Raw genomic sequence first — 26,687 nt, 5'->3', positions numbered from 1 at the left:
GCCACGGGTGCCGTGTGCCCGAACGCCCGGCGAAACCGCGCAGTGGCGCATCCCCGTGCGGTTAGGCGGAAAATATCAGTGAAACCCCTTAATTATCAAATACAAGTGACCTACATTAAAATGCCTCTAAGAAAGGCTTGCATTTCCGGCCGGAGTTTCCGATAGTGCCGGCCGTCCGTTTCAAAACCCACTCGTAATGAGGATATTCGACATGCTCGGTATTGGCGACAAGCTCCCCTCCTTCACCGTCACCGGTGTGAAGCCCGGCTTCAACAATCACGTCGAGGGGGGCGTCTCCGCGTTCGAGGAAATCACCGAAGCGTCCTTCCCCGGCAAGTGGAAGGTGATCTTCTTCTATCCCAAGGACTTCACCTTCGTCTGCCCGACCGAGATCGCCGAGTTCGCCCGTCTCTCCAAGGACTTCGAAGATCGTGACGCCGTCGTGCTCGGCGGTTCGACCGACAACGAGTTCGTCAAGCTGGCCTGGCGGCGCGATCACAAGGATCTCGACAAGCTGCCGATCTGGTCGTTCGCCGACACCACCGGTTCGCTGGTCGATGGTCTTGGCGTTCGTTCGCCGGCCGGCGTTGCCTACCGCGTGACGGTGATCGTCGATCCCGACAACACGATCCAGCACATCTACGGCACCAACCTCAACGTCGGCCGCAACCCGAAGGACACGCTGCGCGTCCTCGACGCGCTGCAGACCGACGAGCTCTGCCCGTGCAACCGCGAGGTCGGCGGTGACACGCTGAAGGCTGCCTGATGTCCATCGCCAGCCTGCAGGACAGGTTCCCCGCCTATGCGCGCGATGTGAAGCTGAACCTCTCGGCGATGGCCGAGGACGACAGCCTGACACCGCAGCAGAAGTACGGTCTGTTCGTGGCCTGTGGTCATGCGACGCGCAACGCGGACGTCGCGGCGGCGCTCGAAGGGGAGGCGGCGAGCCACCTCTCCGCCGAGGCGCTGGACGCGGCGCGCGGTGCCGGCGTGCTGATGGGCATGAACAACGTCTACTACCGCTTCCTGCACCTCACGTCGAACCCGGAGTACCGGACCATGCCGGCCCGGCTGCGCATGCAACTGATCGGCAAGCCCGGCGTCGACAAGGTGGATTTCGAGCTGTGGTGCCTCGCCGTTTCGGCGATCAACGGCTGCGGAATGTGCATGGACAGCCACGAGAAGGTGGTGCGCGAGGGAGGCCTGCCGGCCTCGGCGGTGCAGACCGCCGTTCGCTTCGCCGCCATCATCCAGTCGGCGGCGGTTGCGCTCGAGACGGCGGCGGTCGTCGCTGCCTGAGCCGCAGGTCGCCTGATCAAGCTTGAACGCCCGGCCGGACAATCTCCGGCCGGGCGTTTCGTTACCAGCGATCGGCCGGCGGTAGCCCGTCGAACAGCTCCGAAAGGCGGCGGCGCGTGGCGGTGGTCGTCCCCTCCGGCAGGCCGTCCAGCGTGAAAAGGCCGAGCTCGGCGATCTCGCGATTGGCGCGGAAGGCACGGCGCAGCACGCAATCCGGCACATGATAGAGCGCCACGTGGTCGCGGCCGGCCATGGCCGGATTGAAGTAGAGGCCGAGGAAGCGGGCGGGTGCCGAAGCCTCGTAGCCGGTCTCCTCGAAGAGCTCGCGCCGGGCGGCGGCTTCGGCCGTCTCGCGCGCATTCACGCCGCCTCCGGGCAGGTGCCAGCCGGACACGTAGGTGTGGCGAACCAGCAGCACGCGCCCCTCGGTCAAGGCGACGGCGCGCACCCCCAGCGTCGTTCCGCCCCACAGGCGAACGGCCAGGGATCGGGCTTGTGCGACAAGGGGTTGCACGGCATCGAGCAGGCGAGTTGCGCTCACGAAATCCTCACGCGGCGACCGGTTTGAAAGTCGATGAGTCATCGGTCGGACAATTTAGCCTTTCGTATAGGTTATACTTTGGGTTAACCAATTCTACCTCAAAGGAAAGCTCAGTGTTTCGCCTCATGGCAAAAACATTGTGCATTTGCTATAGCTTTGGTGTGAAAGAGAAGTCGCTTGTGATTTCTCTCAACAACCTCAGAAGAAGGCTATCATGTTTTCCCTCTTCCGCCGTCGCTTCAACCGTGCTCAGCGTTATATTTGGGTGTCGGCCGTCGACGCGAACAATCCCCATGTCGTCGCCGCCGTGCTGACATTCTGGGGGCGTTAGTCCGGTCCGGACGCGCAACGGTTCGAGGCGTGAACCAACTTCGTGAGCATACCATTCGGGGCGGGTCGCCGGGCGGCGATCCGCCCCTTTTCTTGATGGTGGGGCCGTTCATCTTTACCGGCGGGCGTGCATCGGTTACCCAAGGATCATGTTCCGCCTGATCCATATCTCAGACCTGCATCTCGGGCCGCTGCCGTCGGCGCGCATTCGCGATCTCGCTTCCAAGCGCATCCTCGGCTACGTCAACTGGCGTCGCAACCGGTCGCGTGCTTTCGGCGACGACGTCGAGGCGGCACTGATCGCGGCGATCGCCGCAGAACGGCCCGATCACATCGCGGTCACCGGCGATCTCGTCAATATCGCGCTGGCCGGCGAGTATGCCACGGCCTCCGCCTTTCTCGGGCTGATCGGGTCGGGCGAGGTGGTGAGCGCCGTTCCAGGCAATCACGACGCCTACGTGCCCGGCGCGGCCCGGCGGGCGCGGAAAGCCTGGGCCGCCTACATGACGGCCGATGCCGGCGAGGCCGACGGCTGGCCTTATGTGCGGCGGCGCGGCGACGTGGCGATCGTCGGGGTGTCTTCGGCCGTTGCCACCGGTCCCTTCATGGCGACGGGCAGCTTCTCCGAGACGCAGGAAGAGCGGCTGGCGGCTGTCCTCGACAAGCTTGGCCGTGCCGGCCTTTGCCGCGTGGTGCTGATCCACCATCCCCCCGTGAAAGGTGCGACGGCGTGGCACAAGCGTCTTTCCGGCGCCGCGCGCTTCCGCAAGGTCATCGCGCGCTACGGCGCCGAACTGGTCCTGCATGGCCATACCCATCAGCCGACGCGGTTGTCGCTTGCCGGCCCGAGGGGTAGCGTGCCGGTCATCGGTGTGCCCGCCGCGACGCAACGCCCGGACGGCCGTCATCCCGCCGCCGGTTTCAATCTGTTCGACATCGAGAGGGTCGATGGTCGGTTCCGGATGCATCATCGCTTGATGCAGGCGGTGCCTGGGGGGGCTTTCGTGGAGACGCGCGCCGAGGAGATCGTCAGCGATGACCGTCAGCCCGGCACCATGAACCAGGCATAGGCCACGAGGCCAAGTGCGCCGACGGCAAATCCGGCGAGAAAGACGATCAGCGCCCAGATCAGCGTCGAGCCGCGATCGCCGGCCCGTTCGCGAGCGGCCTCGCCGCCCTCGCGGCGGTCGAGTGCCACGGTCCGCAGCTTGCTGACAAGCGCGTCGCTTTCGACGGCCCGATCGCGCTCGATCAGCCGCTCGGCGATGTAGTCGGTCACTGCGTCGGCGGTCTCATCGAGGTCGGCGCTCTCGTGAAGCGTCAGGCGGCCCAGCCGCGTGTCCTTCAGAAAGCGATAGGAGCGGCGGTCGCGCGCCATTACCACATGGGTGGTCGGATCGATCCAAAGGCGCGGCGGTGTCGAGCCGGCCACCTTGCAGATGAAATAGGCGTCGTCGGCGGGAAGCTCGGAGAATACGCCGGCCAGCTCTTCGGCCAGCAGGTCCAGCCGCGCTCGATCGCCTTCGTGCAGGTCGGCGTAGGCGTCGGAACGCTCGCTCTCGGCAATTCGCACGCGCCGTACGGCGTCGGAAAGCCGCCGGACCTTGCCATCGCTGATCTTGTTGTCGCCCGCTTCGCCGCCTGCCATGGTTCATCCTGTCGGTTGGGGCCGCTTTGAGCCACCTTTCCAAAAGCATACAGCGATGGCGGAATTAGGACCAGCTTAACCATATCTCGCCCACAGCGGACTGCGTCATCTGGGGAAAGAGCCCTGCGGCATTCCTCAAGAAGGGCTTGCGGCAGGGGCGGCCGTGGTGTTTGAAGTCGGGCAGTGATACGCGTTCCGCTTGATCCGGACTCATCCGGCTCAAGCGGGTGTCGGCCTGACCGGCCGGCGCCCGGTCGGGCGCTTCCGCTTCCTGTCAGGTTCCGACCGAAAGGTCGAAACCCGACGGAAACGGTATGATGCCCCGGCGCCGCGCGGTGGCCGGCGAGGAGGAAGACCATGAAGCCCGTTTTCATCCAGTTGCAGTGCGCGCCCGGTCAGACCTATGCCGTGGCGGACGCCATCTATGCCCTAGAAGTCGCCTCTGAACTCTACTCGACGTCGGGCGAATACGATCTGCTGATGAAGATCTACGTCGACGCGTCCACCCACGAGGACATCGGCAAGTTCATCAACGAGAAGATCTCGTCGATTCCCGGTATCGTGCGGACCTTGACGACCCTGACCTTCCGGGCATTCTGAGGGTGTAGGTTCGTTCGGGCTGACGTGGCTTCGAGAACCGAAGCGCGGATGATTCTCGACAGGTTCAGCTACCGTTCCGGTTCGCCTGTGCAAGAAACGGGTGGTTCACGACCTCGAAAGGCATGATTTTGCTCCGCACCAACAGCGGAGATCGATCATGTCGTTTCGTATCACGGGCATTTCGCCGAGCGCCTACCAACCGCTTTATGGACTGTCCGATGAGGAACTCGCGGTCCGTGGCGCGATCCGCTACGTCGTAGACCATAAGCCGGGTTACCCGGACCGGGTGGAAATGCGCGAGGGAGAGGTTGGTGAAACGGTCTTGCTCGTCAACCATTTCAGCCAGTTGGCGGACAATCCCTATCGTGCCTCGCACGCAATCTTCGTTCGCGAAGGTGCCGTGGCGGCCTATGATGCCGTTGACGAAGTGCCTGAGGTCATGAGGGGGCGCCTGTTGTCGCTCAGGGCGTTCGATCAATACGACATGATGGTGGACGCTGATGTGACCGACGGCAATCACATCGAAACGACGATCGAGCGATTCTTTTCGAATCCGGCGGTGAGGTACATCCACGTTCACAACGCAAAGCGGGGATGCTACTCGGGTCGCGTTGATCGCTGAGAGGCGAAAGAGGCATTCTTCCGCCAAGCCGCATCACCGCAGCCTGGGCAAAGCGATCAGCTGGAGCCGCCGCTCTGGAGGGCCAGCCGGGTGGCGCCGATGATCGGCCCGGGCAGGCCGTTCTTCCTGGCTTGAACGACGACGGCAAGGCCGGCGGTGCCCTCGGGCGCCACTTCGGCGAGGGGCAGTTCCAGCGTCATCGCTTCGCCCGACCACAGGCCGATCACCTGCATTCGGTCGACGACGTTGACGTAGGTGATGGCGAGGTCACGATTCTCGCCCGAGCCGATGTCCACCGTCTTGGGGGGCAGATAGCCGGCGATCCAAACCGAGGCTTCGCCGTCGTAGTTCTTGGCCGGAAGATTGACGACGATACGGTCGTCACTGATGCGGGCGCCAACGGCGAGGTCCGGTGTTTCGCCATTGTCGCGCATGACGTCGAGGGAAGCGCGAATCTCGCCCTCGCGGCTGCCGATCGCCGCCTCGCGGCCGTTGAGAACCGCCTGCGGCGTGAACACGGCATGGTCGGTACGCGCCCTGGCGTACTCTCTCTGGCGACGGGTGAACTCGGGTTTGGCGTAGGTGTCGCGCCAGCCGAGATAGTCCCAATAATCGACGGCGAAGGTGAGGGCGACGGTGTTGGGATCCTTAGCGAGCTTAGCCAGGACCTTGTCGGCCGGCGGGCAGGCGGAACATCCTTGACTGGTGAACAATTCGACGACGTCGGCCGCAACAGCGCTACTGCTTCCGACTGCCAATGCGACACAGCAGGATGCCATGCCGCGAGCAAATCCCCCGAAAGTCCCCCGCCATAATAAGGTATCCAAGGCCCACCTCTTCGCCTTTGTTCTTTGCTGATCCAAGGAATACGCCAGCGGCGGGCGGCGATCCACTCACGAGTGCTTGACCGAACCAATCGGTCAACGCATCGTCATGGCCGATGACCTCGACGAATCAAGCCGGATTCCGCAGGGCGGTGGCTTCGATCTCGATCTTCATTTCCGGGCGAATGAGGCCGGCGACAATCATCGTGGCCGCGGGACGGATATCCGCGAACCAGCGCCCGACGACGGAGAACACCGGGTCGGCATAGGCGGCGTCGGTGACGATGTAGCGAACGCGAACCACGTCGGACAGCGAAAAACCGGCATCTTCAAGGGCTCGCGCGATGGTGGCCATGGCGTTTTCCGCCTGTGCCGAGACATCGTCCGGCATGGTCATGGTCGCGTAGTCGTAGCCGGTGGTGCCTGAGACGAAGCACCATGAACCGTCGGCAACGGCGCGCGAATAGCCGGCGACGGTTTCGAAGGGCGAACCGGTGGAAACGAGCTGGCGCATGGTCAGCCTCCGGTGGGCACTCTCCCCGGCGGGGAGAGCGCGTCCGGCATCAGGCCCAGGGGCGGACGGTGGCGTTCTGCGCCTCGAAGGCGGCGATCTCCGACGCCTTCTCGAGCGTCAGGGCGATATCGTCGAGGCCGTTCAGGAGGCAATGCTTCTTGAACGGGTCGATGTCGAAGGATACCTCGCCGCCATCCGGCCCCTTGATCACCTGGTTGGCGAGATCGACGGTCAGCGTGGCGTTGGCGCCGCGCTCGGCGTCGTCCATCAGCTTCTTCAGATCGTCGGGCGAGACGATGATCGGCAGAATGCCGTTCTTGAAGCAGTTGTTGTAGAAGATGTCGGCGAAGCTGGTGGAGATGACGCAGCGGATGCCGAAGTCGAGCAGCGCCCAGGGGGCATGCTCGCGCGACGAGCCGCAGCCGAAGTTGTCGCCGGCCACCAGGATTTCCGCCTTGCGCCAAGCGTCCTTGTTGAGGACGAAGTCGGGATTTTCCGAGCCGTCCTCGCGGTAACGCATCTCCGAGAACAGGCCCTTGCCGAGACCGGTGCGCTTGATGGTCTTGAGGTACTGCTTGGGGATGATCATGTCGGTGTCGATGTTGAGGATCGGCAGCGGCGCGGCCACGCCGGTGAGCACGTCGAATTTCTGCATGATCTTTCCTTTCCCGAAGCGACATGCGTTCCGGTGAACGCGATGTCGACCATTTTCTTGTTGTCGCATCGTTCTCGCGGAAAACCGGTTCCCACTTTTCCGCGCGATGCTCCAGGCGATCAGGCGGGGACGAGGCCGGTCGCGGCCGGCCGTCCCAGCATCAGGTTGAGGTTCTGCACGGCGGCGCCGGAGGCGCCCTTGCCGAGGTTGTCGTAAAGCGAAACGATCAGCGCCTCGTCGCCGGCGGCGTCGGCGAACACATGCAGGCGCAGCTCGTTGGTGCCGTTGAGGGAGCGCGGATCGAGGCCGGCAAGCCGTTCGCTGGCCTCGAAGGGCATCACCTTGACGAAGGCTTCGCCAGCATAGCGGTCGGCCAGCAGCTCGTGGATCGCCCGAGCGGAGAGGCCGGGCGCGACGGACCAGAGGCGAAGCGGCACGAAGGTCAGCATGCCCTGCGCGAAATTGCCCACCGCCGGCTGGAACTGCGGGGCGTGGCTGAGGCCGGTGTAGGCAGACATCTCAGGCAGATGCTTGTGCTTGAAGGTCAGGCCATAGGGCATGAACGGCGAGGGATCGGCGGCCGAGACATAGTCCTCGACCATCTTGCGCCCGCCGCCGGAATAGCCGGAGACGCCGTTGTAGGTGAGAGCCGCATCGGCGGGCAGCAGGCCGGCATCGATCAGCGGACGAATGCCGGCGATCAGGCCCTGCGGCCAGCAGCCGGGATTGGCGACGCGTTTCGACTTGGCAATCGCCTCGGCCTGGCCCTTGGTCATCTCGGCGAAGCCGTAGGCCCAGCCGGGCGCGACGCGATGGGCGGTGGATGCATCGATCACCGCCGTGCGGTCGTTGTCGATGAGGCTCACCGACTCCTTGGCGGCGTCGTCGGGCAGGCAGAGGATGGCCACGTCGGCTTCGTTGAGAAGCCGGCGGCGCTCGTCCATGTCCTTGCGCTTGTCGGGGTCGATGGTTAGCAGGTCGATATCGTCGCGGGCGGCGAGACGGTCGCGGATCTGGAGGCCGGTGGTGCCCGCTTCGCCGTCGATGTAGATCTTCGCCCGCGTCATAATCGTTGCCCGGAATTGGCCGGCCGTCGCCGGTACGTGTTGGAAAGTCCGCCGCGGCGGGACGCCGGGCGGAGTGCCGAGAGGCTTTACCATCATCGGCCGCCGCTGTCATGCGCCTTGACGCATGCGCCTCGGGCAAGTGCGCCGGGCTCAGACGGGCAGAATATAGGTGACGGCGAGATAGGCGAACAGGCCGATGGCCAGTACAACGGCCAGCCCCCGCGCTATCTTGCGCGCGAAGATGACATCGGGATCATCGTTGTCATTGGCGGGATCGTCGAACTGCATGGCTCCGGCCTGTTGCGTGTTTCGCCTGTATATAATCGCGCCATTGGCCGGGCCAAGCGAACAAAAGGGCTTGCATCGGGGTTGACCTTTGGTCGACCCTTGATTGCTCCTTCCGCCCCGGTCCGACGATTCCTCTCCGGAGGGCCGCGCCCCGGGCGGCAACGCCGATGAGGTTGCCATGGCCAGGCTGTTCACCGCCCTCGAAGTCCCCGCCGCGGCCGGCTTCCACCTGTCACTCCTGAAAGGCGGCCTTCCCGGCGCCCGTTGGATCGATCCGGCCAATTACCATGTGACGCTGCGCTTCATCGGCGACATCGACCACCGGACGGCCGACGAGGTGGCCGCCGCGCTCGACCGCGTCTACCGGCCCCCCTTCGAGCTCAGCCTCAGAGGCTTGCACTGCTTCGCCTCGGGCCGGGTGCCGCATTCGCTGGCGGTCAAGGTGGAGCCGACCGACCAGTTGATCGAGCTGCAAGCCGAACATGAGCGCATCATTCAGCGGCTGGGCCTGCCGGCCGAGGGACGGCGCTACATTCCGCACGTCACCCTTGCCCGCTTCAAGGGCACCACCTCGACCGACGTCGCCCGCTGGCTGTCCGAGCACGGCGATTTCATCGGTCCGCGCTTTCCGGTCGATCGCTTCGTGCTCTATTCTTCGCGCGCCTCGGTCGGCGGCGGGCCCTATCTCGTCGAGGAAGCCTATCCGCTCGCGGCCTGAGCCGCGTCAGGCGCGCAGCTTTTCCAGGAAGGCGCGGGCGGCGCGGTCGCAGAGATCGAACACGGCGTCGAAGGCCCTGTCGTCCTCGTAGTAGGGGTCGGGCACCTCGTCCGGACGGCCGAGCGCTTCCGTCAGCCAAAGCCCGATGCGCGCGGTCGATTGCTTGGGGGCGAGGCGGCGGAGATCGTCGACGTTCTGCCGATCCATGCCGACGATCAGGTCGAAGTCTGAAAAATCGGTCTTCCTGACCTGGCGGGCGCGCAGCGGCGTCAGGTCGACGCCGTGTTTGCGCGCGGCGGCGATGGCGCGGCGGTCCGGCGGCTCGCCCGCGTGCCAGCCGCCGATGCCGGCACTGTCCACGCGGATGCGGTCGGCAAGGCCGGCAGAGGCAAGATGGTTCAGCATCAGCCCTTCGGCGGTTGGCGAGCGACAGATGTTGCCGAGACAGACGAACAGGATGGAACGCAACGGTTGGGTCCTTCTGAGGAGAGGCGGTTTTCGCTGCGTCGCGGCTTGCGGTCAAGATGGCCCGAGCCATAGTGTCGTCCATCGCACCAGCGGAGTGTGCCGAATGGATATCCTGCCGACCGGCGGCGTGCTTGCCGCCTATACCCTGGCCGTCCTGGCGCTCAACTACACGCCCGGACCGGACATGGCGATGTTCGTCGGCACGACGATCACTCGTGGCCGGCGCGCCGGCATCGCCGCCTTCCTCGGCACGAACACCGGCATTCTGGTCCACACGCTTCTGGTGACCTTCGGCCTCGCGGCACTGCTCGCCGCCTCGCCTGTTGCCTTCGACGTGCTGAAGATCGTCGGCGCGCTCTATCTGCTCTATCTGGCCGTTGGCGCCATCCGTCACGGCAGCCATTTCGCGCCGGACGGCGGCGCTCTGCCGCCCGAGCCTGCTGCCCGGCTCTATCTGAAGGGCCTTGCGATCAACGTGCTGAATCCCAAGATGGCGCTGTTCTTCCTGACCTTCCTGCCGCAGTTCGTCGAGCCGGGCGATCCGGCTGTTCGCGGCAAGCTGCTGTTTCTCGGCTTGTGGTTTCTTCTGGTGTCGACGCTGTCGACGCTGCCTCTGATCCTTGGCGCAAGCGGCGTCGCCGCCTTTCTCAAGGCCCGGCCCAAGACGATGCGCTGGATCGACTATGTGTTCGCCGGCGTGATGGGCGCCTTCGCGGTCCGGCTGGTCACTGCCCGTCTTTAGGCTCGCGCGGCCGGGTCAGGAACACGCCGTCGATGCCGGCCATGCGGCCGGCCGACAGCCAGTAGACGAAGCCGCCGACGAAGCCGGCGGCGACCAGGATGGCGATCTCACGCGGTCCACCGTCGAATGAGCGCATCATCGGTGCCAGCCCGAGTGAGGGCAGGACACCGAGAAAGCCGCCGGCAACGAGATAGATGAGGGCCGTGCGCAGGCGAAACACCTCGGTGACCAGGATGACCACCGCCCAGGGCGCAAGCGCCATGGCGCCCAGATAGCTGGCGGTCAAGGCGGTGCCGACGCCGAAGTTGCCCCAGAACCACAGGCTTTCGGCCGGGTCGGCGGGCGCGAAGCCGACCGAGGCGGCCAGCATGAACACGGCGGCGGCGATCACCGCCAGGATGAAGCCGATCAGCGCGGCGAAGATCCGGCCGATCGCCCGCATCAATCCTCTCCGTGGCCGGCCACCATGGCGCGCATGGCGAGATCGGCTTCCGTGAGCCCCATCTCCAGCTTGAGCCGTTCGGTTTTCCTCAGCCGCTCGCTTTCGCTCTTCAGCTGGCCGCAGGCGGCGGCGATGTCGCGGCCGCGCGGCGTGCGGATCGGCGAGGCATAGCCGGCGTCGTTGACGAACTGGGCGAAGGCCTCGATCGTCTCCCAGTCGGAACACTCGTAGACGGTGCCCGGCCAGGGATTGAAGGGAATGAGATTGATCTTGGCCGGAATGCCCTTCAGGAGCTTCACGAGGTCGCGGGCGTCTTCCAGGCTGTCGTTGACGCCCTTCAGCATCACGTATTCAAAGGTGATGCGGCGTGCGTTCGACAGCCCCGGATAGGCGCGGCAGGCGTCCATCAGCTCTTTCAGCGGATACTTCTTGTTGATCGGCACCAGCACGTTGCGAAGATCGTCGCGCACAGCGTGCAGCGAGATGGCGAGCATGCAGCCGATCTCGTCGCCGGTCCGCGCGATGTTGGGAACCACGCCGGAGGTGGAAAGCGTGACGCGTCGCTTCGACAGCGACAGGCCGTCGCCGTCCATGATGATGTGGATCGCCTGCTTGACCGCGTCGAAATTGTAGAGCGGCTCGCCCATGCCCATCATGACGACGTTGGAAACGAGGCGGCCCTCGCTCGGAATCGCCGCTTCGGCATTGGGCGTCACGTCCGGGTAGTCGCCAAGCCGGTCACGGGCGATCAGCACCTGCGCCACGATCTCTTCGGCCGTGAGGTTGCGCACCAGCATCTGCGTTCCGGTATGACAGAAGGCACAGTTGAGCGTGCAACCGACCTGCGAGGAGACGCAGAGCGTGCCGCGACCTTCCTCGGGAATGTAGACGGTCTCGACCTCCACCGGCTTGCCGGCGCCGCGCGAGGGGAAGCGCAACAGCCACTTGCGGGTGCCGTCGGCCGAAACCTGCTCGGCGACGATTTCGGGCCGCCCGACCGTGTAGGCGGCGTCGAGCCGGGCGCGCAGGTCCTTGGCGACGTTGGTCATCGCCGAGAATTCGCGCACGCCGCGCACATAGATCCAATGCCAGAGCTGGGTGACCCGCATCCGGAGCTGACGCTCCTCGACGCCGATGGCGAGGAGTGCCTTGGCCATCTCGATACGCGTCATGCCGACAAGCGACGGCTTTTCGGGAGCGGCGGCGGGAGAGGCGGCAACAGGGCTGTGGTCGATGAGGGTCGACATGGGCGTTCGATGGGTCCTGATGGGATGGCGAGGCGGACATGTCCGCACGAAAAGCAAGAACGGCCGCGGACGTGACCGTCCCGACCGTTCCCGGTTATGCGAACCTATATCAGAAATCAGCGGAAAGCCAAAACCGGCGGCGGCAAAGCTGCCGTTCCGCCAGCGCGAGTCTCTTTTATTGAGCCTCAGTCGCCGGCAGGCCTCCGGCCTTTGGCTTTCGCGCTCCGCGCGGGCGCCGCTTGGCGCCGGAAGCCGCCTTTCGGCGACTTCGGATTGACCTGGCCTCAGTCGCCGGCAGGCCTCCAGCCTTTGGCTTTCGCGCTCCGCGCGGGTGCCGCTTGGCGCCGGAAGCCGCCTTTCGGCGACTTCGGATTGACTTGGCCTCAGTCGCCGGCAGGCCTCCGGCCTTTGGCTTTCGCGCTCCGCGCGGGTGCCGCTTGGCGCCGGAAGCCGCCTTTCGGCGACTTCGGATTGACTTGGCCTCAGTCGCCGGCAGGCCTCCGGCCTTTGGCTTTCGCGCTCCGCGCGGGCGCCGCTTGGCGCCGGAAGCCGCCCAGGGGCGGCTTCAAGCCGTTTGCGGTTACTGGCACTCGGTGTCGATGCGCTTCAGCGCGGCACTGACACCCTTCAGCGAGTAGGTGTCGATCGTGACGGTGCCGCGGCGCGACGTGCCGGTGATCACCATGTCCGAACCGGCCTTCATGGCATTGATGAAGCGGCTTTCCTCGGCGGCGTTATCGACCCAGGCGCCCTGGTCCTTGGTGTACATGCTGAAGGTGGCGTCGCCGATCTTCACCGTCGTCTTGGAGCCTTCCTTGTAGGGATAGCCGGTGATCACCGAGATCTCGTGCTTGACGCCTTCCTTCGGACGATTGGTGATGAACATGAACACCGGATCGCGGTTGACGCCCTGAGGCTGGGTTCCGGAAGGCTGGGTCGCGGCGTAGCAAACTTTGGCGCCGGCATTGTTGTAGGTGTAGGTGGCCCAGCGCTCGAACGTCTGGAGAGGCGTGGGCGCCTTGGTCTGCTGTTGCTGGGCGCCAGCGAGGGTCGTCGCGCCGAGCAGCAGTGCGACGGCCAAGCCGAGGGTGCGTGCGTTCGTCATCTAATCACCTTGGGTCTTGTCGTGGGACACGGATGCGCCCACCGAAGCGGTCCGCATGAAGCCTAGGGAAACGTTAAGGCGTCATGGTTACCAAATGGTTGCTCCGGCGTACCGATCTGTCGGACAAGGGCAACCATGGACGCTTCACGTTGTCGCGGCGCGAGGCTTGGCCGGAAATCGGGCGACAATGCGGCCGGCCGGCCTTTGGCGTTGTGCTTCCGGGAGTTATCCGGTCTTTTCGGCCGCGAGGCGATCGAGTGCGGCACGGGCTGCGAGGCGGTGCCGCTCGCCAATGTGGCGGCGAACCAGGCCGATCGCCGTGACCAGCACGGTGATGTCGTCGGAAAAACCGAGCCCGAGCACGAAGTCCGGCACGATGTCGAGCGGTACCACGAAGTAGGCGAGCGCGGCGAAGAGCGTCGCCCGTACCGATGCCGGCGTTTCCGGGTCGAGCGCGCAGTAATAGGCGGCCACGACCTCGTCGATGAAGGGAATGGAGGCGACCGCCTTCCTCACTGTCTTCCAGAAGCGCGAGCGAACGCGGGCCTCGTGGCCTTCGGCCGGGCCGATGATTTCGGGGTCGGGATAATGGGCTTTGCGCATGGGGTCGAAATGGGAACCGAAGTCCCCTCTGTCAACGGTCGATCCGGTAGATCGGCATGCGGCCATCATTTGCCGTGAAGATGCGGGTTTCGAGTGCGCCGAGAGGCTCGATGCGCTCCGGCTCGATGCCGAGCGTAGCCGGGTCGACCTCGGTGACCAGAAGCGCCGGCCCGTGCACGGCGGGATCGTAGGGTATGGTCATCTCGAACTGATCGGCCGGCGCGGCGCCGGGGGCGACATAGGCGCGAACGACAAGCCCGCTGTCGCGCAACTCGTAGAGCGTTTCCGAGCTCATCGGCCGCCCGACGGTGACGACGGTGTTGGTGCCGGCTGCCCGGGCGGCGGCGACAAGCTTTTCGCCGTAATCGGACCAGTACAGCAGCCGATGAAGCTGCGCCGGCTTTTGCGGCAGCGCCACGTGACCGACGAGGCTGGTACCGATGGCGAGACCGACGGCCGCCGCTGCGTTGATGGCGGCCGACAGCTTCAGCAGGCCGCGCCAGCGACCATCGACGAGCACGGCGCTGGCGAAGATGACGAGAGCGGGGAAGGCCGTCGCCGCCCAGTTGCCATGCAGCTTGGCGAAGGCGGCGTTGACGCCGATGACGATCAGGATCGGCAGGCTCTGCCACATCATCAGCCGGTCGGCGGCCGGTTTGGTCGAGCGCCAGCCGAGAACCGCGGCGAGGACGGCCACGGCGAACAGGATCGGTCCGGGGATGGCGGCCTGTCCGCCGAGATACTCGAAGATCTTGCCAAGCTTGAAGCCGATCGCCTCCCAGCCGGCGTTGTCGCCGGTGTGGTGGAAGGTGACGAAGCCGTTCTGGGCATTCCAGATCAGGTTTGGCAGGAAGCCGGCGAGGCCGCCGAGGAGCGCCACCCACGTGGTGCCGCTCCGCAAGAGCGGGCGCCGGTCGGCCGCCACCAGGAAATAGACCAGCAGCGAGGCCGGCAGGTAGATCATCGCATATTTGGCGTTGAGGCCGATGGCGACCGTGCCGGCGAGATAGAGGGCACGGGAGAGCGAGGGTCTTTCGACGAACAGGGCCGTCGCATGCAGGCCGACGCACCAGAAGAAGAGCAGCGGCACGTCCGTGTTGAGAATCAGCGACGACAGGCTGACGGCCGGCATCGCCACATAGGCGAGGGCGCTCCAAAAGCCGACACGGGAATCGTAGAGCCGGCGGGCGGCGAGAAAGACGAACCATGCGGCCGCCGCGTGCAGGATCGGCGCCGGCGCCCGCACGCAGGCGACGCCGTTGCCGCAGACCTCGGTCGTGCCGCGGATCAGCCAGGCAATGAGGCCGGGCTTGGTGAAGTAGCCGAAGGCGAGGCTGCGGGACCAGGCCCAATACTGGGCCTCGTCGTAGGTGAGCTCGAAACCGCTCAGGAGGAGGGCGATGAGGCGAAGGGCCAGGAAGGCGGCGATGACCAGAAGGGTCAGCTTCGTCCAGTCGCGGTCGGAAGTCAGGCGGGGCTCGGTCATGCTCGGCTCGGCTCGGCTAGTTGGGCGGCCGGTTTATCAGCTGCGATCATGGCCGGCAAATGACGAATCTCCAGCCTTGCGCGGCTGCCATAGTCGGTTAAATTGCCGGCGATCGTTTTGAGCCGCCGGCCAGCCTCCCACCGACCGCCGCGGCTTTCACCTCCACGGAGTTTCCATGAAAAAGGGCGAAGTCAAGAAAGTCGTGCTGGCCTATTCCGGTGGTCTCGACACGTCGATCATCCTCAAGTGGCTGCAGACCGAACTCGGCGCCGAAGTGGTCACCTTCACCGCCGATCTCGGCCAGGGCGACGGCGATCTCGAGCCGGCCCGCAAGAAGGCCGAGATGCTGGGCATCAAGGAGATCTTCATCGAGGACGTGCGCGAAGAGTTCGTCCGCGACTTCGTCTTCCCGATGTTTCGCGCCAACGCCGTCTACGAAGGCGTCTACCTGCTTGGCACGTCGATCGCCCGTCCGCTGATCTCCAAGCACCTGATCGACATCGCCAAGAAGACCGGCGCCGACGCCATCGCTCACGGCGCCACCGGCAAGGGCAACGACCAGGTGCGCTTCGAGCTCTCCGCCTACGCGCTCAATCCGGACATCAAGATCATCGCTCCCTGGCGCGACTGGTCGTTCAAGAGCCGCACGGATCTTCTCGACTTCGCCGAGAAGCACCAGATCCCGATCGCCAAGGACAAGAAGGGCGAGGCGCCCTTCTCGGTCGACGCTAACCTGTTGCACTCGTCCTCCGAGGGCAAGGTGCTGGAGGATCCGTCTCAGGCGGCGCCTGAGTACGTCCACATGCGCACGATCTCGCCCGAAGACGCGCCGGACAAGCCGACCATCATCACCGTCGGTTTCGAGAAGGGCGACGCGGTCTCGATCAACGGCAAGCGCATGAGCCCGGCCGAACTGCTGACCGCGCTCAACAAGTATGGCCACGACAACGGCATCGGCCGCCTCGATCTGGTCGAGAACCGCTTCGTCGGCATGAAGTCGCGCGGCGTCTACGAGACCCCCGGCGGCACCATCCTGCTGACCGCCCACCGGGCGATCGAAAGCATCACGCTCGACCGGGGCGCCGCCCACCTGAAGGACGAGCTGATGCCGCGTTACGCGGAGCTCATCTACTACGGCTTCTGGTTCGCCCCCGAGCGCTACATGCTGCAGGCGCTGATCGACAAGAGCCAGGAGAACGTCGAGGGCGAAGTGACGCTGAAGCTCTACAAGGGCAACGTCATCGTCACCGGCCGTTCGTCGCCGAAGACGCTCTATTCGTCGACGCTGGTCACCTTCGAGGACGACCAGGGCGCCTACGACCAGAAGGACGCCGCCGGCTTCATCAAGCTCAACGCGCTGCGCCTGCGCACGCTCGCCAAGCGCGATCGCGGCTGAGCCGCTCCGAGCTTCGCATAAAGAAAAGGCCCGCTCCGATGTCCGTCGGAGCGGGCCTTGTTCGTTTGCGGGCGGATGCGGCGCCTATGCCGCGCGCAGGCTGTCGACGAACTTGCCCACTTCGCTCTGAAGGTCGGTGGACTGGTGCTCCAGGTCGGCCGACAGCGCCATCAGGTGGGTCGAGGCACGGCCGGTCAGTTCGGCGGCCTCGCCGACGCCGGCGATGGAGCCGGTCACCGTCTGCGTGCCTTCGGCGGCCCGCTGGGTGTTCTGGGCGATCTCGTCGGTGGCCGCGCCCTGTTCCTCGACGGCCCCGGCGATCGAGGCGGTGACCTCGCGGATCATCGAGATGGTCGAGGTGATGCGGCCGATGGCCGTCACCGTCTCGTTGGTCGCTTCCTGGATCTCGCCGATCTTGGAGCCGATCTCGTCGGTGGCCTTGGCCGTCTGGGCGGCGAGTTGCTTCACTTCCGAGGCGACGACCGCGAAGCCCTTGCCGGCGTCGCCGGCCCGCGCCGCCTCGATGGTGGCGTTGAGAGCGAGGAGGTTGGTTTGTTCGGCGATGGCCCGGATGAGGTTGACCACGTCGCCGATGCGGACGGCGGCGTCGGTCAGGGCCCGCACCTTCGCCTCGGTGCGGGACGCTTCAGCTGCGGCTTCCTCGGCGACGCCGGCCGATTTCGAGACCTGCACGTTGATCTCGCGAATCGACGCGGTGAGTTCCTCGGTGCCGGCCGCCACCGTCTGCACGTTCGACGCGGCGGTCTCGGCGGCGCCGGTCACCGACTGGGCCCGGCCGGAGGTGGCGTCGGCGGTCTCGGACAGTTCGCGGGCGGCTTCCGCCACTTCTGCCGACGAGCGGGCGAAGCGATCGGCCAGCGCGCCCATGGTCGACTGGAAGGCATCGGCCAGCGCTTGCCGCTCCTGAAGCTGACGCTCGGCGGCAAGGCGATCGTTCTCTCCCTGCTCGGCCCGGAGCCGCTCGGTTTCCGACAGCCCCTTGGCGAACACGTCGAGCGTCCGCGCCATGTCGCCGACCTCGTTGCGGTGGTCGGCATAGGGAATGACCACGTCACGGTCGCCGGCGGCGATCGCCTTCATGGCGGCGGTGATGCGGGCGATCGGCTTGACGATGCCGCGGGCAAGCAGCCAGCCGAACACCAGCGTCATCGCCATGATGGCGCCGAAGACGACCATCAACTGGTCCCGGGCGTCGCGGCGAGCACGGATCTCCGAGGTGGAGGCGGCCGTGTCGACGCTGCGAATCATCGAGACCAGGTTGTCGAGCTGCGGTTCCAGCGTCTTGTAGCCATTGGACAGCTGCTCGTAGATGCTGAGGAACTTCTGCTGCAACGCCACCCACTGGCCGACGCTGGCGGTGTATTGCTCCATCGCCTTGCCGAGGGCGGCCTTGGCATCGGCGCCGAGCGAGCTGCGCGCCAGCGCCCGGGTGAAGTCCATGGAGGTCTTGCCGAAGGCGGTGAAAGCCTGCGGGTCGCTTTTCAGCATGAAGTCCTTTTCCTGGGTTCGCATGGTCGCGAACAACGCCGCGAGTTCCGGCGACGGATTGGCGGCGAAGAGATCGGCCACCGCCTGGCTGGATTTCAGGAGCGCCCCGTTGACGCCCTGCTGCGGGTAGAGACCGAGCTGCTTCTTGATATCCAGGATCGCCTTGAAGGAAGAGCCGTATTCCTCGAGGCCGGTCCTGATCTCGGCAACGTTGCCCGCCTTGGTCGGGTCGGTCGCCTTGATGCGCGTTTCGAGCTGCTGGATGGTCGAACCGGTCATGCGGGTGAGGTCGCCATGCAGGCCGGAGTAGCGCTCATTGCCGGTGAACAGGAACTCTATCTCGGAGCGGCGGAGCTGCAACATGGTGGTTTGCAGCGTACCGGCAAGGTCCGCGTTGATGCGGGCGCTGGCGGCGCTTTGGCGATAGGCGTTGGCGTTGATGTCCTGCGTCATGTAGAGCCCGCCGATCACGGTGAGGCCCAAGAGCGAGAACAGTCCGAAGGCGAACACCTTCGTGGCGATGCGGAATCGCGATCCGATCGCGAATCCCTTGAGCCTGAGCTTTGGCATTTGAACGCTCCCCGAGTGAACCGGCTCCGCGTCGCGCCGCGGTTGGCGCGCCGTCTCCTCCAGGACCGGCTTTCATCGGTTCAAGCATCGCCTTCGCCGATTAATTGCGGGTAAAACGCATTGACGAAAATAACGCGAGTCAGCGCAAACCAGCGATGGCAGGAATGCCTATGCCCGTTGCCTAGCTTATCGGCACGGCGGCGATTGCGCGGCAAGCGAAATTGCGGGAAGCTCCGCCGTCTCCCGCCAGAGGGCTCGTCGTCTTCCATGCCGCTTTCGCTTCTTCTTTCGGCCTTCGTCGCCGCCTTTCTCTATGTCGTCATTCCCGGTCCGGCCTTCATCGCGCTCCTCGGCATCGGCGCCGGACAAGGGCGGGGCGCCGGCGCCCGCTTCATCGTCGGGCATCTGGCCGGCGACACCTTGTGGACCAGTCTTGCGCTGATAGCGCTGGTCGGCGCCCATGTCGTGGGGCCGATGGTGTTCGATCTGCTCGGCTGCATCTGCGGCGCCTATCTCGCCTTCATCGGCTGGCGGGCCTTCCGCGCCCAGCCGAATGGCGAGGGGCGGGCGGTGATGGCGGTCGAGCGGCCGTTCCGGCGCGGACTGATCTTCGGCCTCACCAATCCCAAGGGTTATCCGGTGGCGCTCGCCACCTTCACGGCGCTGGTCGGCGGCGTTGCCGACACGCTGTCCTTCTCGAGCCTGCCGGCACTCATCGCCGCATCTTTCTTCGGTTTCCTCGTCGCCGACGTGGTGATGATCGCCATCATCGGCGCCGGCGCGGTGCGCCGTTTCTACCGGGCGCACGAGCTCGCCATCGTCAGGGGCTCGGGGCTGCTGTTCATGGGCTTTGCCGCGCAGGCCTTCTGGCATTCCGCGCCGGGACTTCTGGGCTTCCGCCGTGCCTGATGCCGGTTCCGTCGGGTTTCGACCTTTCGGGCGGAACCTGACGGAAGCGGAAGCGCCCGACCGGGCGCCGGCCGGTCAGGCCGAAACCCGCTTGGGCTGGATGCAGCCAGATCAAGCGGAACGAGTATGAGGCGGTCAGCCGGGTTCCCGTTCGACGAACCCGAGCAGCAGCGCGGCGAGCGTGACGGTCGGGATCACCGTGGCAAAGGCGACCGGCGGCGAGCCGATCAGCGCCACGGTGCCGGAGTCGACGAAGCCGCTGCCCATCTGCGCAAAGCCGAGAAGGGCCGCGGCCGCCCCGGCTTTCTCGGGAAAGGCGGCCATGGCGCGGGTGGTCAGGTCGGGCGTCACCATGGCCAGCGCGAAGGCGAACACGGCGACCGGTGCCATCACGGTCAGATAGCACGGCGGAAAGAGGGCGATCGACACGGTCATCGTCAGCGCACCGGCGGTGGCGAGCACGAGACCGGGCAGCACCAGATCGCGGGCCGGAACGTGCTTCAGCAGTGCCTTTGTAAAGATGCCGCCGAGGATGTAGGCGCCGGTTTGGGCCAGCATGCCGAAGCCGAAGGCCTGCGGGCTGAGGCCGGCGGTGTCGATCAGCAGGAAGGGCAGCGTCGAACTCAGCGAGTAGAAGCCGCCGAACACCAGCCCCATCATGAGGGCCGGAAACAGGAAGCGGCTGTCGCCGGCCAGAGCGGCATAGGCGCGCAGGAGGCCCGAGGGTCTGGCGCGAGCGGGATCGGGCGTTCGGTTGGTCTCCGGCAGGAAGCGATGGACGGCGACGAGGAGAACCCCGCCATAGATCACCATCAGCACGAAGATCGCTCGCCAGTCGAAGGCCAGCATGGCGAGGCTGCCGAGCGTTGGCGCTATGGCCGGGCCGATGGCAAGGAAGATGCCGATGGTATTCATCACCCGCGACGACTGTTCGCCGGTGAAGTTGTCGCGAACGATGGCGCGGGCAACCGAGATCCCCACGGCGGCGCCGACGCCTTGCACGAGGCGGGCAACCGTCAGCGCGTGAATGGTGGGCGCCAGCACGGCGCCGACCGAGCCGAGCGCATAGAGCGCCAGGAAGGCCAGCGCGGCAGGGCGGCGGCCATAGGCGTCGGACAGGGGGCCGCAGATCAGCTGGGCCAGCGCGAAGCCCGCGAAATAGGCGGCGAGCGTCGCCTTCACCGCCGGATAGGTCGTGGCGAAGTCGGTGACCAGCTCCGGCATGGCCGGCGTGTAGAGGGCAAGCGAAACCGGCCCGAGTGCGATGAGGAGTGAGCCGATCGCCGCGACGTGGCGCTCGGTCATCGGGGCATGCTGCATGGATCGTCCCGAAAGTGAAGGCCGAAGGCGGCGCTTTTAGCAGAGACTAGCAGGCGCTGTTAAGTGTCGCTGCGCTTTGCATGGCTGATGATCGGCGCAATAATCAGGTTTTTCTTGCTACCGTCACATTCATTTGTATAGTGCGCGCCAGAATGACGGTCCGGAGGCTCGCTTCGGGCCGTCTGTCTTTTCCCAACCGAGTACGCCCATGCAAATGCGCAACATCGCCATCATCGCGCACGTCGACCATGGCAAGACGACCCTGGTCGACGAGCTTCTGAAGCAATCCGGCACCTATCGCGAAAACCAGAAGGTCGCCGAGCGCGTGATGGACTCCAGTGACCTCGAGAAGGAGCGCGGCATCACCATCCTTGCCAAGGCGACTTCGGTGGTCTGGCACGGCGTGCGGATCAACATCGTCGACACCCCCGGTCACGCCGATTTCGGCGGCGAAGTGGAGCGTATCCTCAATATGGTGGACGGCGCCATCGTGCTGGTCGACGCCGCCGAGGGGCCGATGCCGCAGACCAAGTTCGTGGTCGGCAAGGCGCTGAAGGTTGGCCTGAAGCCGATCGTCGCCATCAACAAGGTCGACCGCCAGGATGCCCGCATCCACGAGGTGGTGGACGAGGTGTTCGACCTGTTCGCCAACCTCGACGCCACCGAAGAGCAGCTCGACTTCCCGATCCTCTACGGTTCGGGCCGCAATGGCTGGTTCTCGACCTCGCCGGAAGGCAACGAAGCGGAAGGCATGACGCCGCTGTTCGATCTGGTGCTGCGTCACGTCGATCCGCCGCACGTCGAGAAGGACGCGGCGTTCCGCATGATCGGCACGCTGCTCGAAGCCAATCCCTTCCTCGGTCGCGTGGTTACCGGCCGCATCACCTCGGGTTCGGTGAAGACCAACCAGACGATCAAGGTGCTCGACCAGGACGGCAACGTCGTCGACCAGGGCCGCGTCTCCAAGCTTCTGGCCTTCCGCGGTCTCGAGCGCACCGCCATCGACGTCGGCGAGGCGGGCGACATCGTGGCGATCGCCGGCCTGACCAAGGGTACGGTGGCCGAAACCTTCTGTGCGCTCGAAGTGACCGAGCCGCTGCACGCCCAGCCGATCGATCCGCCGACCGTCACCATGACCTTCCTCGTCAACAACTCGCCGCTCGCCGGCACCGAGGGTGACAAGGTGACGAGCCGCATGATCCGCGATCGCCTGCTGCGCGAGGCGGAGGGCAATGTGGCCCTGAAGATCGAGGAAAGCACCGAGAAGGATTCGTTCTTCGTTTCGGGCCGCGGCGAACTGCAGCTTGCCGTGCTGATCGAGACCATGCGTCGCGAAGGGTTCGAACTGGCCGTGTCGCGCCCGCGCGTCGTCTTCCGCAAGGACGAAGCGACCGGAGAGACGCTGGAGCCGATCGAGGAAGTGGTGATCGACGTCGACGAGGAGTACTCCTCGGTGGTCGTGCAGAAGATGAGCGAGCGCAAGGCCGATATGGTGGAGATGCGCCCGTCCGGCGGCAACCGCCTGCGCCTGGTGTTCTTCGCGCCGACGCGCGGCCTGATCGGCTACCAGTCGGAGCTCCTGACCGACACGCGCGGCACGGCGGTGATGAACCGTCTGTTCCACGACTACCAGCCGCACAAGGGCGAACTGCCCGGTCGGCGCAACGGCGTGCTGATTTCCAACGATATCGGCGAGGCCGTCGCCTACGCGCTTTGGAACCTCGAGGATCGCGGCCCGATGATGATCGAGCCGGGCTGGAAGGTCTACCAGGGCATGATCGTCGGCGAGCACACGCGCGAGAACGACCTCGAAGTCAACGTGCTCAAGGGCAAGAAGCTGACCAACGTCCGCTCGGCCGGCAAGGATGAGGCCGTGCGCCTGACGCCGCCGATCCGCATGACGCTGGAGCGGGCGCTGGCCTGGATCCAGGAAGACGAACTGGTCGAGGTGACGCCCAAGTCGATCCGCCTCAGGAAGACGACGCTCGATCCGATCGAGCGCAAGCGCGAGCGGTCGCGCGACGCGGCGGCCTAAGCCACGCTTCGAGAATTCAAGGAAAGGGCGGTGCCATGCGGCGCCGCCCTTTTTGCATGTGGCGTCGCGTCGTCCAGTCCTGAAACGAAAAGGACCGCGTCGGTGACGACGCGGTCCTCAGGGAAAGTCTTGTCGGTTGGTTGCGCAGGCCTCAGCCTTCGCCGCCCTCGGTGCTGCCTTCGGTCGTCGCCTTGGCGCGGCGGGTGCGCGGGCGGGTGGTCGAGGCGATCGGGGTGCCGATGGTGGTGGCGCGACGGCGAGGAACGCGCTTGCGCGGCGCCTCGTCCTCGGCTCCTGCCTCGGCCGGAGCGGCGGCTACCGGTTCCGGTGACGGCTCGCGGACCGGTTCGGCGGCGGGGCGCTCGGCGACCGGAGCGGGACGCTCCGCAGCCGGCGCAGGCGCGGGCCGTTCGGCCACCGTCACCGGGGCGGGGTCGGAAGCGCGCGGCTGACGATCGAGAAGGAAGGCGGGCAGGCCAGCCTCCGTGGCGACCGGTGCCGGACGCGGCTCGCGCTCGGCGCGGACGACTGGCTGCGGCGAATCGGGGAAGCTGACGTCGGGCTGCGGCGCATCGGCCAGCGTCGGCACCATGGCCGGCTGCTGCTGGCGCTCGCCGCCACGGTTGTCCTGGTTCTGCCCCTGCCGATCGCCGCGATTGTCGCGGCCGAAGCGGTCGAAACGCTGGCGGCGGTCGCGGCGGTACTCGTTGCGGTCCTGCTGCTGGCGGTCGCCATTGTCGCCGTTGTTGCGGTTGGCATCGCCGTTGCGATTGGCGTCGCCGTTGTTGCGATTTGCGTCGCCGCTGTTGCGGTTGGTATCGCCGTTGCGGTTGTTGTCGCCGTTGTTGCGATTGTTGTCGCCGTTGCGGTTGTAGTCGCGCTGCTGACCGTCGCGGTTCTGGTAGCCGCCTTCGCGTTGCTCGCGCGGCTCACGCTGCTCGTTCGGCTGGCGATTGTTGGTGTCGAACTGGCCGGGTTGGCGGATTTCGATCTGACGCGGTTCGAAACGGTCGGATCCGATCGGCTCGAAATCGTCGTCCTCGCTGTCGTCCTCGCGCCCCTGCGCGGCGGCGGCCTGCGCGGCCTGCGCGGCGGCGATGATGCGGTAATAGTGTTCGGCGTGCTGGAGGTAATTCTCCGCCATCACCCGGTCACCGGCCGACGACGCGTCGCGGGCGAGCTGCGTGTACTTTTCGGCGATGTGAAGGGCGGTGCCTCTGATCTTGATGTCCGGGCCGTTGGAATCGAACGACCGGGTCAGCGGATTGGGAGCCTTGCGGTTGGGCCGGCCGCGCATCCGTTGCTTGTTCTGCTGGTTCTGCCTCATATGTCCGCTATCTCTTGCCTTCGCGGGTCAGAAAAGCACGAGGCGCGAGGCCGCGGGTCTCGTTGACTGCGGGGTTCCCATGAGGGACCGGCGAAGTCGCGGCGCCAGGTGCAAACACATCATCCGTCAAGAACGACCGTCAGATCGGGCGCTTACAGCCCATGACGGTGTCGCCTCAGCATCCTCTACGTTTGATCGTATCGAGAACGGGTCTGAGCGGGATCGTGGCCCACGCCTTGGCTCTGCCGGCAACCGGACTTTGTGAGCGAGCTCCGACTGCTCATCCGCCAAGGCAAGAGGTCATGCCTCCCGAATACGGCTTTTCGACGGTGACGTCAAATACAGCCGATTCTCTACGGAGGACCGTAGCTGCTTCGATGCGACTTTCCAAGCTGAATTTTGGCGTCAAGGTCAATAAAGCGAGGGAATCTCAGTCAAATTGCATATTACGCCGGCCCGAGACCACCCGGTCGCGGCCGCCGAGGTCGCGGTGGACTTCGATTTCCATCAGTCCCGCCGCCCTGAATAACGCCGCGACTGCTTGGCCCTGATCCCAGCCGATCTCGACGGCCAGCAAGCCCCCGGCGGCAAGATGCTCGTCGATGCCGGCGAGAATCGCGCGGTAGGCGTCGAGCCCGTCGGAGCCGCCGTCGAGGGCGAGCCGGGGATCGTGCAGACGCACTTCGCGGTCGAGGCCGGCGATGACGTCGCTCGCGATATACGGCGGGTTGGAAACGACGAGATCGAAGCTGCCGTTGACCGCGGCGAAGAAATCGCCGAGGGCGAAATCCAACCGGCCGCCGACGCCGTTGCGGGCGGCATTCGTCCTGGCGACATCCAGGGCGCCGGGCGCCAGATCCGTGGCGATGCCGCTTGCTCCGGGCATCTTGGCGAGCAGCGCCACGGCGATGGCGCCCGTGCCGGTGCCGAGGTCGAGCAGGCGGAGGCCCGTGCCATCGGGCGAAGCGCCGGCGATGAGGCCCGTGCGGACGGCGGCCAGCGCCACTTCGACCAGCGTCTCGGTGTCGGGGCGCGGCTCCAGCGTGTCCGGACCGAGCGCGAAGTCGAGGCCGTAGAAGGACGTGGCGCCGAGAATGCGGCCGACCGGCTCACCGGTGGCGCGACGGTCCACCCAGCCGTCGAGACGGGCGGCGGCCTCGGCCGCGACGGTGCGATCGGCGGCGGCGAGAAGGTCGAGCCGGCTGGCACCGGTGGCCGCTTCGACGAGCAGACGGGCGTCGATTGCCGCCGTGTCGACGCCGGCCATCGTCAGGCGTCGACGGGCGTCGGCGAGCAGGGTCGCGAGGGTCGGGAGCCCGTTCATGCTTCCGCTTCGGCCAGCAATTTGGCCTGATGATCGGTGATCAGCGCGTCGACGACATCGTCGAGGTCGCCCTCCATCACCTGCGGCAGCTTGTAGAGCGTCAGGTTGATGCGGTGATCGGTGAGGCGGCCCTGCGGGAAGTTATAGGTGCGGATGCGTTCGGAGCGATCACCGGAGCCGACCTGGCCGCGCCGATCGGCGGCGCGGGCGCTGTCGGCCTTTTCGCGCTCCATTTCGTAGAGACGGGAGCGCAGCAGCTTCATCGCCTTGGCGCGGTTCTTGTGCTGGGACCGCTCCTCCTGGCAGGCGACGGCGAGGCCGGTGGGGATATGGGTGATGCGGATGGCGCTGTCGGTGGTGTTGACGTGCTGGCCACCAGCGCCCGACGAGCGGAAGGTGTCGACGCGGAGGTCGGATTCGTTGATGGCGATATCCACCTCCTCGGCCTCCGGCAGCACGGCCACGGTGGCCGCCGAGGTGTGGATGCGGCCCGAACTCTCGGTGACCGGCACGCGCTGTACCCGGTGGACGCCGGACTCGAACTTCAGCCGGGCGTAAACGCCAGTGCCGTCGATCGAGGCGATGATTTCCTTGTAGCCGCCCAGTTCGGCTTCCGAAACGCTCATCACCTCAACGCGCCAGCCGCGCGTCTCGGCGTAGCGCTGGTACATGCGGAAGAGATCACCGGCGAATAGCGCCGCTTCGTCCCCACCGGTGCCGGCGCGCACCTCCAGGATGGCGCTCTTGTCGTCGGCACGGTCGCGCGGCAGCAGCGCCAGCCGGACGTCCTGTCTGAGGGTCTCGACCCTTTCGAGCAGCTCCGGCCGTTCGGCCTCGGCGAGCGCCCGCATGTCGGGATCGGTGGCGGGATCGGCCAGCATCGCCTCGATGTCGTTGAGCTCGCGGTCGGCATCGCGCAGGGCGCGGATGCGGGCGACCAGCGGCTCCAGTTCGGCGTAATCGCGCGACAGGCGTACGAAGGTGTCGGCATCCGGGTTGCCGGCAAGCCGCGCTTCAAGAATGGCGAAGCGGTCGAGGAGGGCCTCGAGACGGGCGTCGAAGGGAGTCATGCCTAGGCGGGAGCCTTGATCGGGAGCC

General features: G+C 65.9%; 28 protein-coding genes. 10 read left to right on the top strand and 18 right to left on the bottom strand.

The window, feature by feature from the left end:
- Positions 1-211: 211 nt before the first annotated feature.
- Positions 212-766, top strand: coding sequence for a peroxiredoxin (locus QQZ18_RS16040; protein WP_284541955.1), 555 nt, complete (start codon positions 212-214; stop codon positions 764-766).
- Positions 766-1,299, top strand: a complete 534-nt coding sequence (locus tag QQZ18_RS16035; RefSeq protein WP_251728771.1) for a carboxymuconolactone decarboxylase family protein — start codon at positions 766-768, stop codon at positions 1,297-1,299. Before QQZ18_RS16040 ends, QQZ18_RS16035 begins: the two co-directional genes overlap by 1 nt.
- A gap of 61 nt (positions 1,300-1,360) precedes the next feature.
- Here QQZ18_RS16035 and QQZ18_RS16030 read toward each other — a convergent pair whose 3' ends face one another.
- Positions 1,361-1,840 (bottom strand): NUDIX domain-containing protein, encoded by a 480-nt coding sequence (locus tag QQZ18_RS16030; protein ID WP_284541954.1) that lies wholly within the window; start codon positions 1,838-1,840, stop codon positions 1,361-1,363.
- 479 nt (positions 1,841-2,319) lie between these two features.
- On the opposite strand from QQZ18_RS16030, the gene QQZ18_RS16025 reads away from it, so the two are divergent.
- Complete coding sequence (locus QQZ18_RS16025) at positions 2,320-3,240, top strand: metallophosphoesterase family protein (protein ID WP_284541953.1); 921 nt, start codon at positions 2,320-2,322, stop codon at positions 3,238-3,240.
- Here QQZ18_RS16025 and QQZ18_RS16020 read toward each other — a convergent pair.
- Entirely contained in the window at positions 3,213-3,818 is a 606-nt protein-coding gene (locus QQZ18_RS16020; protein WP_284541952.1) for a hypothetical protein, read from the bottom strand. The genes QQZ18_RS16025 and QQZ18_RS16020 overlap by 28 nt on opposite strands.
- Before the next feature lie 357 nt (positions 3,819-4,175).
- Here QQZ18_RS16020 and QQZ18_RS16015 point away from each other — a divergent pair, with 357 nt between their 5' ends.
- Both QQZ18_RS16015 and QQZ18_RS16010 read left to right on the top strand, forming a co-directional pair.
- Positions 4,176-4,418 (top strand): Lrp/AsnC ligand binding domain-containing protein, encoded by a 243-nt coding sequence (locus tag QQZ18_RS16015; protein WP_284541951.1) that lies wholly within the window; start codon positions 4,176-4,178, stop codon positions 4,416-4,418.
- A 157-nt stretch (positions 4,419-4,575) separates the two neighbouring features.
- Positions 4,576-5,040: a DUF1203 domain-containing protein gene (locus QQZ18_RS16010; protein WP_284541950.1), complete on the top strand. Its 465-nt coding sequence runs from the start codon at positions 4,576-4,578 to the stop codon at positions 5,038-5,040.
- A gap of 56 nt (positions 5,041-5,096) precedes the next feature.
- On the opposite strand, the gene QQZ18_RS16005 is transcribed toward QQZ18_RS16010, so the two are convergent.
- The 5 genes from QQZ18_RS16005 to QQZ18_RS15985 all read right to left on the bottom strand — a co-directional run bounded on the left by QQZ18_RS16005 (position 5,097) and on the right by QQZ18_RS15985 (position 8,388).
- Positions 5,097-5,753 (bottom strand): DUF1223 domain-containing protein, encoded by a 657-nt coding sequence (locus tag QQZ18_RS16005; RefSeq protein ID WP_284541949.1) that lies wholly within the window; start codon positions 5,751-5,753, stop codon positions 5,097-5,099.
- A 241-nt stretch (positions 5,754-5,994) separates the two neighbouring features.
- Positions 5,995-6,378 carry a RidA family protein gene (locus tag QQZ18_RS16000; RefSeq protein WP_284541948.1) on the bottom strand — a complete coding sequence of 128 codons (384 nt, stop codon included), beginning with the start codon at positions 6,376-6,378 and terminating at the stop codon, positions 5,995-5,997.
- 49 nt (positions 6,379-6,427) lie between these two features.
- Positions 6,428-7,033, bottom strand: a complete 606-nt coding sequence (leuD, locus tag QQZ18_RS15995) for a 3-isopropylmalate dehydratase small subunit (RefSeq protein WP_284541947.1) — start codon at positions 7,031-7,033, stop codon at positions 6,428-6,430.
- Positions 7,034-7,152: 119 nt separating this feature from the next.
- Positions 7,153-8,100 (bottom strand): N-acetyl-gamma-glutamyl-phosphate reductase, encoded by a 948-nt coding sequence (gene argC / locus QQZ18_RS15990; RefSeq protein WP_284541946.1) that lies wholly within the window; start codon positions 8,098-8,100, stop codon positions 7,153-7,155.
- 150 nt (positions 8,101-8,250) lie between these two features.
- Complete coding sequence (locus QQZ18_RS15985; RefSeq protein WP_284541945.1) at positions 8,251-8,388, bottom strand: hypothetical protein; 138 nt, start codon at positions 8,386-8,388, stop codon at positions 8,251-8,253.
- 178 nt (positions 8,389-8,566) lie between these two features.
- Here QQZ18_RS15985 and thpR point away from each other — a divergent pair, with 178 nt between their 5' ends.
- Positions 8,567-9,106, top strand: a complete 540-nt coding sequence (gene thpR, locus QQZ18_RS15980) for an RNA 2',3'-cyclic phosphodiesterase (RefSeq protein ID WP_284541944.1) — start codon at positions 8,567-8,569, stop codon at positions 9,104-9,106.
- A gap of 6 nt (positions 9,107-9,112) precedes the next feature.
- On the opposite strand, the gene QQZ18_RS15975 is transcribed toward thpR, so the two are convergent.
- Positions 9,113-9,574, bottom strand: coding sequence for a low molecular weight protein-tyrosine-phosphatase (locus tag QQZ18_RS15975; protein WP_284541943.1), 462 nt, complete (start codon positions 9,572-9,574; stop codon positions 9,113-9,115).
- A gap of 103 nt (positions 9,575-9,677) precedes the next feature.
- On the opposite strand from QQZ18_RS15975, the gene QQZ18_RS15970 reads away from it, so the two are divergent.
- A complete protein-coding gene (locus tag QQZ18_RS15970; protein ID WP_284541942.1) occupies positions 9,678-10,316 on the top strand; it encodes a LysE family translocator in 639 nt (212 codons plus the stop codon).
- Here QQZ18_RS15970 and QQZ18_RS15965 read toward each other — a convergent pair.
- From QQZ18_RS15965 to QQZ18_RS15945, 5 genes are all read right to left on the bottom strand, one after another.
- Positions 10,300-10,758 (bottom strand): hypothetical protein, encoded by a 459-nt coding sequence (locus QQZ18_RS15965; protein WP_284541941.1) that lies wholly within the window; start codon positions 10,756-10,758, stop codon positions 10,300-10,302. The genes QQZ18_RS15970 and QQZ18_RS15965 overlap by 17 nt on opposite strands.
- Positions 10,758-12,005 (bottom strand): 23S rRNA (adenine(2503)-C(2))-methyltransferase RlmN, encoded by a 1,248-nt coding sequence (rlmN, locus tag QQZ18_RS15960; protein WP_284541940.1) that lies wholly within the window; start codon positions 12,003-12,005, stop codon positions 10,758-10,760. Before rlmN ends, QQZ18_RS15965 begins: the two co-directional genes overlap by 1 nt.
- A gap of 580 nt (positions 12,006-12,585) precedes the next feature.
- The gene (locus QQZ18_RS15955) at positions 12,586-13,110 is read right to left on the bottom strand and encodes an invasion associated locus B family protein (RefSeq protein WP_284541939.1); all 525 of its coding nucleotides are present in this window, start codon (positions 13,108-13,110) and stop codon (positions 12,586-12,588) included.
- Positions 13,111-13,335: 225 nt separating this feature from the next.
- On the bottom strand, positions 13,336-13,713 hold the full coding sequence (locus QQZ18_RS15950; RefSeq protein WP_284541938.1) for a YkvA family protein: 378 nt from the start codon (positions 13,711-13,713) through the stop codon (positions 13,336-13,338).
- A 31-nt stretch (positions 13,714-13,744) separates the two neighbouring features.
- On the bottom strand, positions 13,745-15,199 hold the full coding sequence (locus QQZ18_RS15945) for an ArnT family glycosyltransferase (RefSeq protein ID WP_284541937.1): 1,455 nt from the start codon (positions 15,197-15,199) through the stop codon (positions 13,745-13,747).
- A 175-nt stretch (positions 15,200-15,374) separates the two neighbouring features.
- Here QQZ18_RS15945 and QQZ18_RS15940 point away from each other — a divergent pair, with 175 nt between their 5' ends.
- Positions 15,375-16,595 (top strand): argininosuccinate synthase, encoded by a 1,221-nt coding sequence (locus QQZ18_RS15940; protein WP_284541936.1) that lies wholly within the window; start codon positions 15,375-15,377, stop codon positions 16,593-16,595.
- An 84-nt stretch (positions 16,596-16,679) separates the two neighbouring features.
- On the opposite strand, the gene QQZ18_RS15935 is transcribed toward QQZ18_RS15940, so the two are convergent.
- Positions 16,680-18,674 carry a methyl-accepting chemotaxis protein gene (locus tag QQZ18_RS15935; RefSeq protein ID WP_284541935.1) on the bottom strand — a complete coding sequence of 665 codons (1,995 nt, stop codon included), beginning with the start codon at positions 18,672-18,674 and terminating at the stop codon, positions 16,680-16,682.
- A 267-nt stretch (positions 18,675-18,941) separates the two neighbouring features.
- Between QQZ18_RS15935 and QQZ18_RS15930 the strand changes: the two genes are divergently transcribed.
- Positions 18,942-19,583 (top strand): LysE family translocator, encoded by a 642-nt coding sequence (locus QQZ18_RS15930; RefSeq protein WP_284541934.1) that lies wholly within the window; start codon positions 18,942-18,944, stop codon positions 19,581-19,583.
- Positions 19,584-19,718: 135 nt separating this feature from the next.
- On the opposite strand, the gene QQZ18_RS15925 is transcribed toward QQZ18_RS15930, so the two are convergent.
- Positions 19,719-20,903: a multidrug effflux MFS transporter gene (locus QQZ18_RS15925; RefSeq protein WP_284541933.1), complete on the bottom strand. Its 1,185-nt coding sequence runs from the start codon at positions 20,901-20,903 to the stop codon at positions 19,719-19,721.
- A gap of 208 nt (positions 20,904-21,111) precedes the next feature.
- Here QQZ18_RS15925 and typA point away from each other — a divergent pair, with 208 nt between their 5' ends.
- Positions 21,112-22,938: a translational GTPase TypA gene (gene typA, locus QQZ18_RS15920; protein ID WP_284541932.1), complete on the top strand. Its 1,827-nt coding sequence runs from the start codon at positions 21,112-21,114 to the stop codon at positions 22,936-22,938.
- A 151-nt stretch (positions 22,939-23,089) separates the two neighbouring features.
- Here the strand turns inward: typA and QQZ18_RS15915 are convergent, their stop codons facing one another.
- From QQZ18_RS15915 to prfA, 3 genes are all read right to left on the bottom strand, one after another.
- Complete coding sequence (locus tag QQZ18_RS15915; protein ID WP_284541931.1) at positions 23,090-24,265, bottom strand: DUF4167 domain-containing protein; 1,176 nt, start codon at positions 24,263-24,265, stop codon at positions 23,090-23,092.
- 430 nt (positions 24,266-24,695) lie between these two features.
- A complete protein-coding gene (gene prmC, locus QQZ18_RS15910) occupies positions 24,696-25,589 on the bottom strand; it encodes a peptide chain release factor N(5)-glutamine methyltransferase (protein WP_284541930.1) in 894 nt (297 codons plus the stop codon).
- The gene (prfA, locus tag QQZ18_RS15905; RefSeq protein ID WP_284541929.1) at positions 25,586-26,659 is read right to left on the bottom strand and encodes a peptide chain release factor 1; all 1,074 of its coding nucleotides are present in this window, start codon (positions 26,657-26,659) and stop codon (positions 25,586-25,588) included. The genes prmC and prfA overlap by 4 nt, the downstream gene beginning before the upstream one ends.
- Positions 26,660-26,687 lie beyond the last annotated feature (28 nt).

Source organism: Pleomorphomonas sp. T1.2MG-36, from assembly GCF_950100655.1.
Lineage (GTDB): Bacteria > Pseudomonadota > Alphaproteobacteria > Rhizobiales > Pleomorphomonadaceae > Pleomorphomonas.
The sequence above is the reverse complement of the archived record's forward strand: the minus strand, read 5'-3'. Positions and strand labels throughout refer to the sequence as shown.

Bases quoted from the DNA above. Each gene is read 5' to 3' on its own strand.
- QQZ18_RS15935 (WP_284541935.1), bottom strand. From the start codon at position 18,674: ATGCCAAAGCTCAGGCTCAAGGGATTCGCGATCGGATCGCGATTCCGC.
- QQZ18_RS15930 (WP_284541934.1), top strand. From the start codon at position 18,942: ATGCCGCTTTCGCTTCTTCTTTCGGCCTTCGTCGCCGCCTTTCTCTAT.
- QQZ18_RS16040 (WP_284541955.1), top strand. From the start codon at position 212: ATGCTCGGTATTGGCGACAAGCTCCCCTCCTTCACCGTCACCGGTGTG.
- QQZ18_RS15965 (WP_284541941.1), bottom strand. From the start codon at position 10,758: ATGCGGGCGATCGGCCGGATCTTCGCCGCGCTGATCGGCTTCATCCTG.
- QQZ18_RS15915 (WP_284541931.1), bottom strand. From the start codon at position 24,265: ATGAGGCAGAACCAGCAGAACAAGCAACGGATGCGCGGCCGGCCCAAC.
- QQZ18_RS16035 (WP_251728771.1), top strand. From the start codon at position 766: ATGTCCATCGCCAGCCTGCAGGACAGGTTCCCCGCCTATGCGCGCGAT.
- QQZ18_RS16000 (WP_284541948.1), bottom strand. From the start codon at position 6,378: ATGCGCCAGCTCGTTTCCACCGGTTCGCCCTTCGAAACCGTCGCCGGC.
- QQZ18_RS15985 (WP_284541945.1), bottom strand. From the start codon at position 8,388: ATGCAGTTCGACGATCCCGCCAATGACAACGATGATCCCGATGTCATC.
- argC (WP_284541946.1), bottom strand. From the start codon at position 8,100: ATGACGCGGGCGAAGATCTACATCGACGGCGAAGCGGGCACCACCGGC.
- QQZ18_RS15945 (WP_284541937.1), bottom strand. From the start codon at position 15,199: ATGACCGAGCCCCGCCTGACTTCCGACCGCGACTGGACGAAGCTGACC.
- rlmN (WP_284541940.1), bottom strand. From the start codon at position 12,005: ATGTCGACCCTCATCGACCACAGCCCTGTTGCCGCCTCTCCCGCCGCC.
- QQZ18_RS15970 (WP_284541942.1), top strand. From the start codon at position 9,678: ATGGATATCCTGCCGACCGGCGGCGTGCTTGCCGCCTATACCCTGGCC.
- typA (WP_284541932.1), top strand. From the start codon at position 21,112: ATGCAAATGCGCAACATCGCCATCATCGCGCACGTCGACCATGGCAAG.
- thpR (WP_284541944.1), top strand. From the start codon at position 8,567: ATGGCCAGGCTGTTCACCGCCCTCGAAGTCCCCGCCGCGGCCGGCTTC.
- prfA (WP_284541929.1), bottom strand. From the start codon at position 26,659: ATGACTCCCTTCGACGCCCGTCTCGAGGCCCTCCTCGACCGCTTCGCC.
- QQZ18_RS16025 (WP_284541953.1), top strand. From the start codon at position 2,320: ATGTTCCGCCTGATCCATATCTCAGACCTGCATCTCGGGCCGCTGCCG.
- prmC (WP_284541930.1), bottom strand. From the start codon at position 25,589: ATGAACGGGCTCCCGACCCTCGCGACCCTGCTCGCCGACGCCCGTCGA.
- QQZ18_RS15925 (WP_284541933.1), bottom strand. From the start codon at position 20,903: ATGCAGCATGCCCCGATGACCGAGCGCCACGTCGCGGCGATCGGCTCA.
- QQZ18_RS16020 (WP_284541952.1), bottom strand. From the start codon at position 3,818: ATGGCAGGCGGCGAAGCGGGCGACAACAAGATCAGCGATGGCAAGGTC.
- QQZ18_RS16010 (WP_284541950.1), top strand. From the start codon at position 4,576: ATGTCGTTTCGTATCACGGGCATTTCGCCGAGCGCCTACCAACCGCTT.
- QQZ18_RS15940 (WP_284541936.1), top strand. From the start codon at position 15,375: ATGAAAAAGGGCGAAGTCAAGAAAGTCGTGCTGGCCTATTCCGGTGGT.
- QQZ18_RS15950 (WP_284541938.1), bottom strand. From the start codon at position 13,713: ATGCGCAAAGCCCATTATCCCGACCCCGAAATCATCGGCCCGGCCGAA.
- QQZ18_RS16015 (WP_284541951.1), top strand. From the start codon at position 4,176: ATGAAGCCCGTTTTCATCCAGTTGCAGTGCGCGCCCGGTCAGACCTAT.
- QQZ18_RS15955 (WP_284541939.1), bottom strand. From the start codon at position 13,110: ATGACGAACGCACGCACCCTCGGCTTGGCCGTCGCACTGCTGCTCGGC.
- leuD (WP_284541947.1), bottom strand. From the start codon at position 7,033: ATGCAGAAATTCGACGTGCTCACCGGCGTGGCCGCGCCGCTGCCGATC.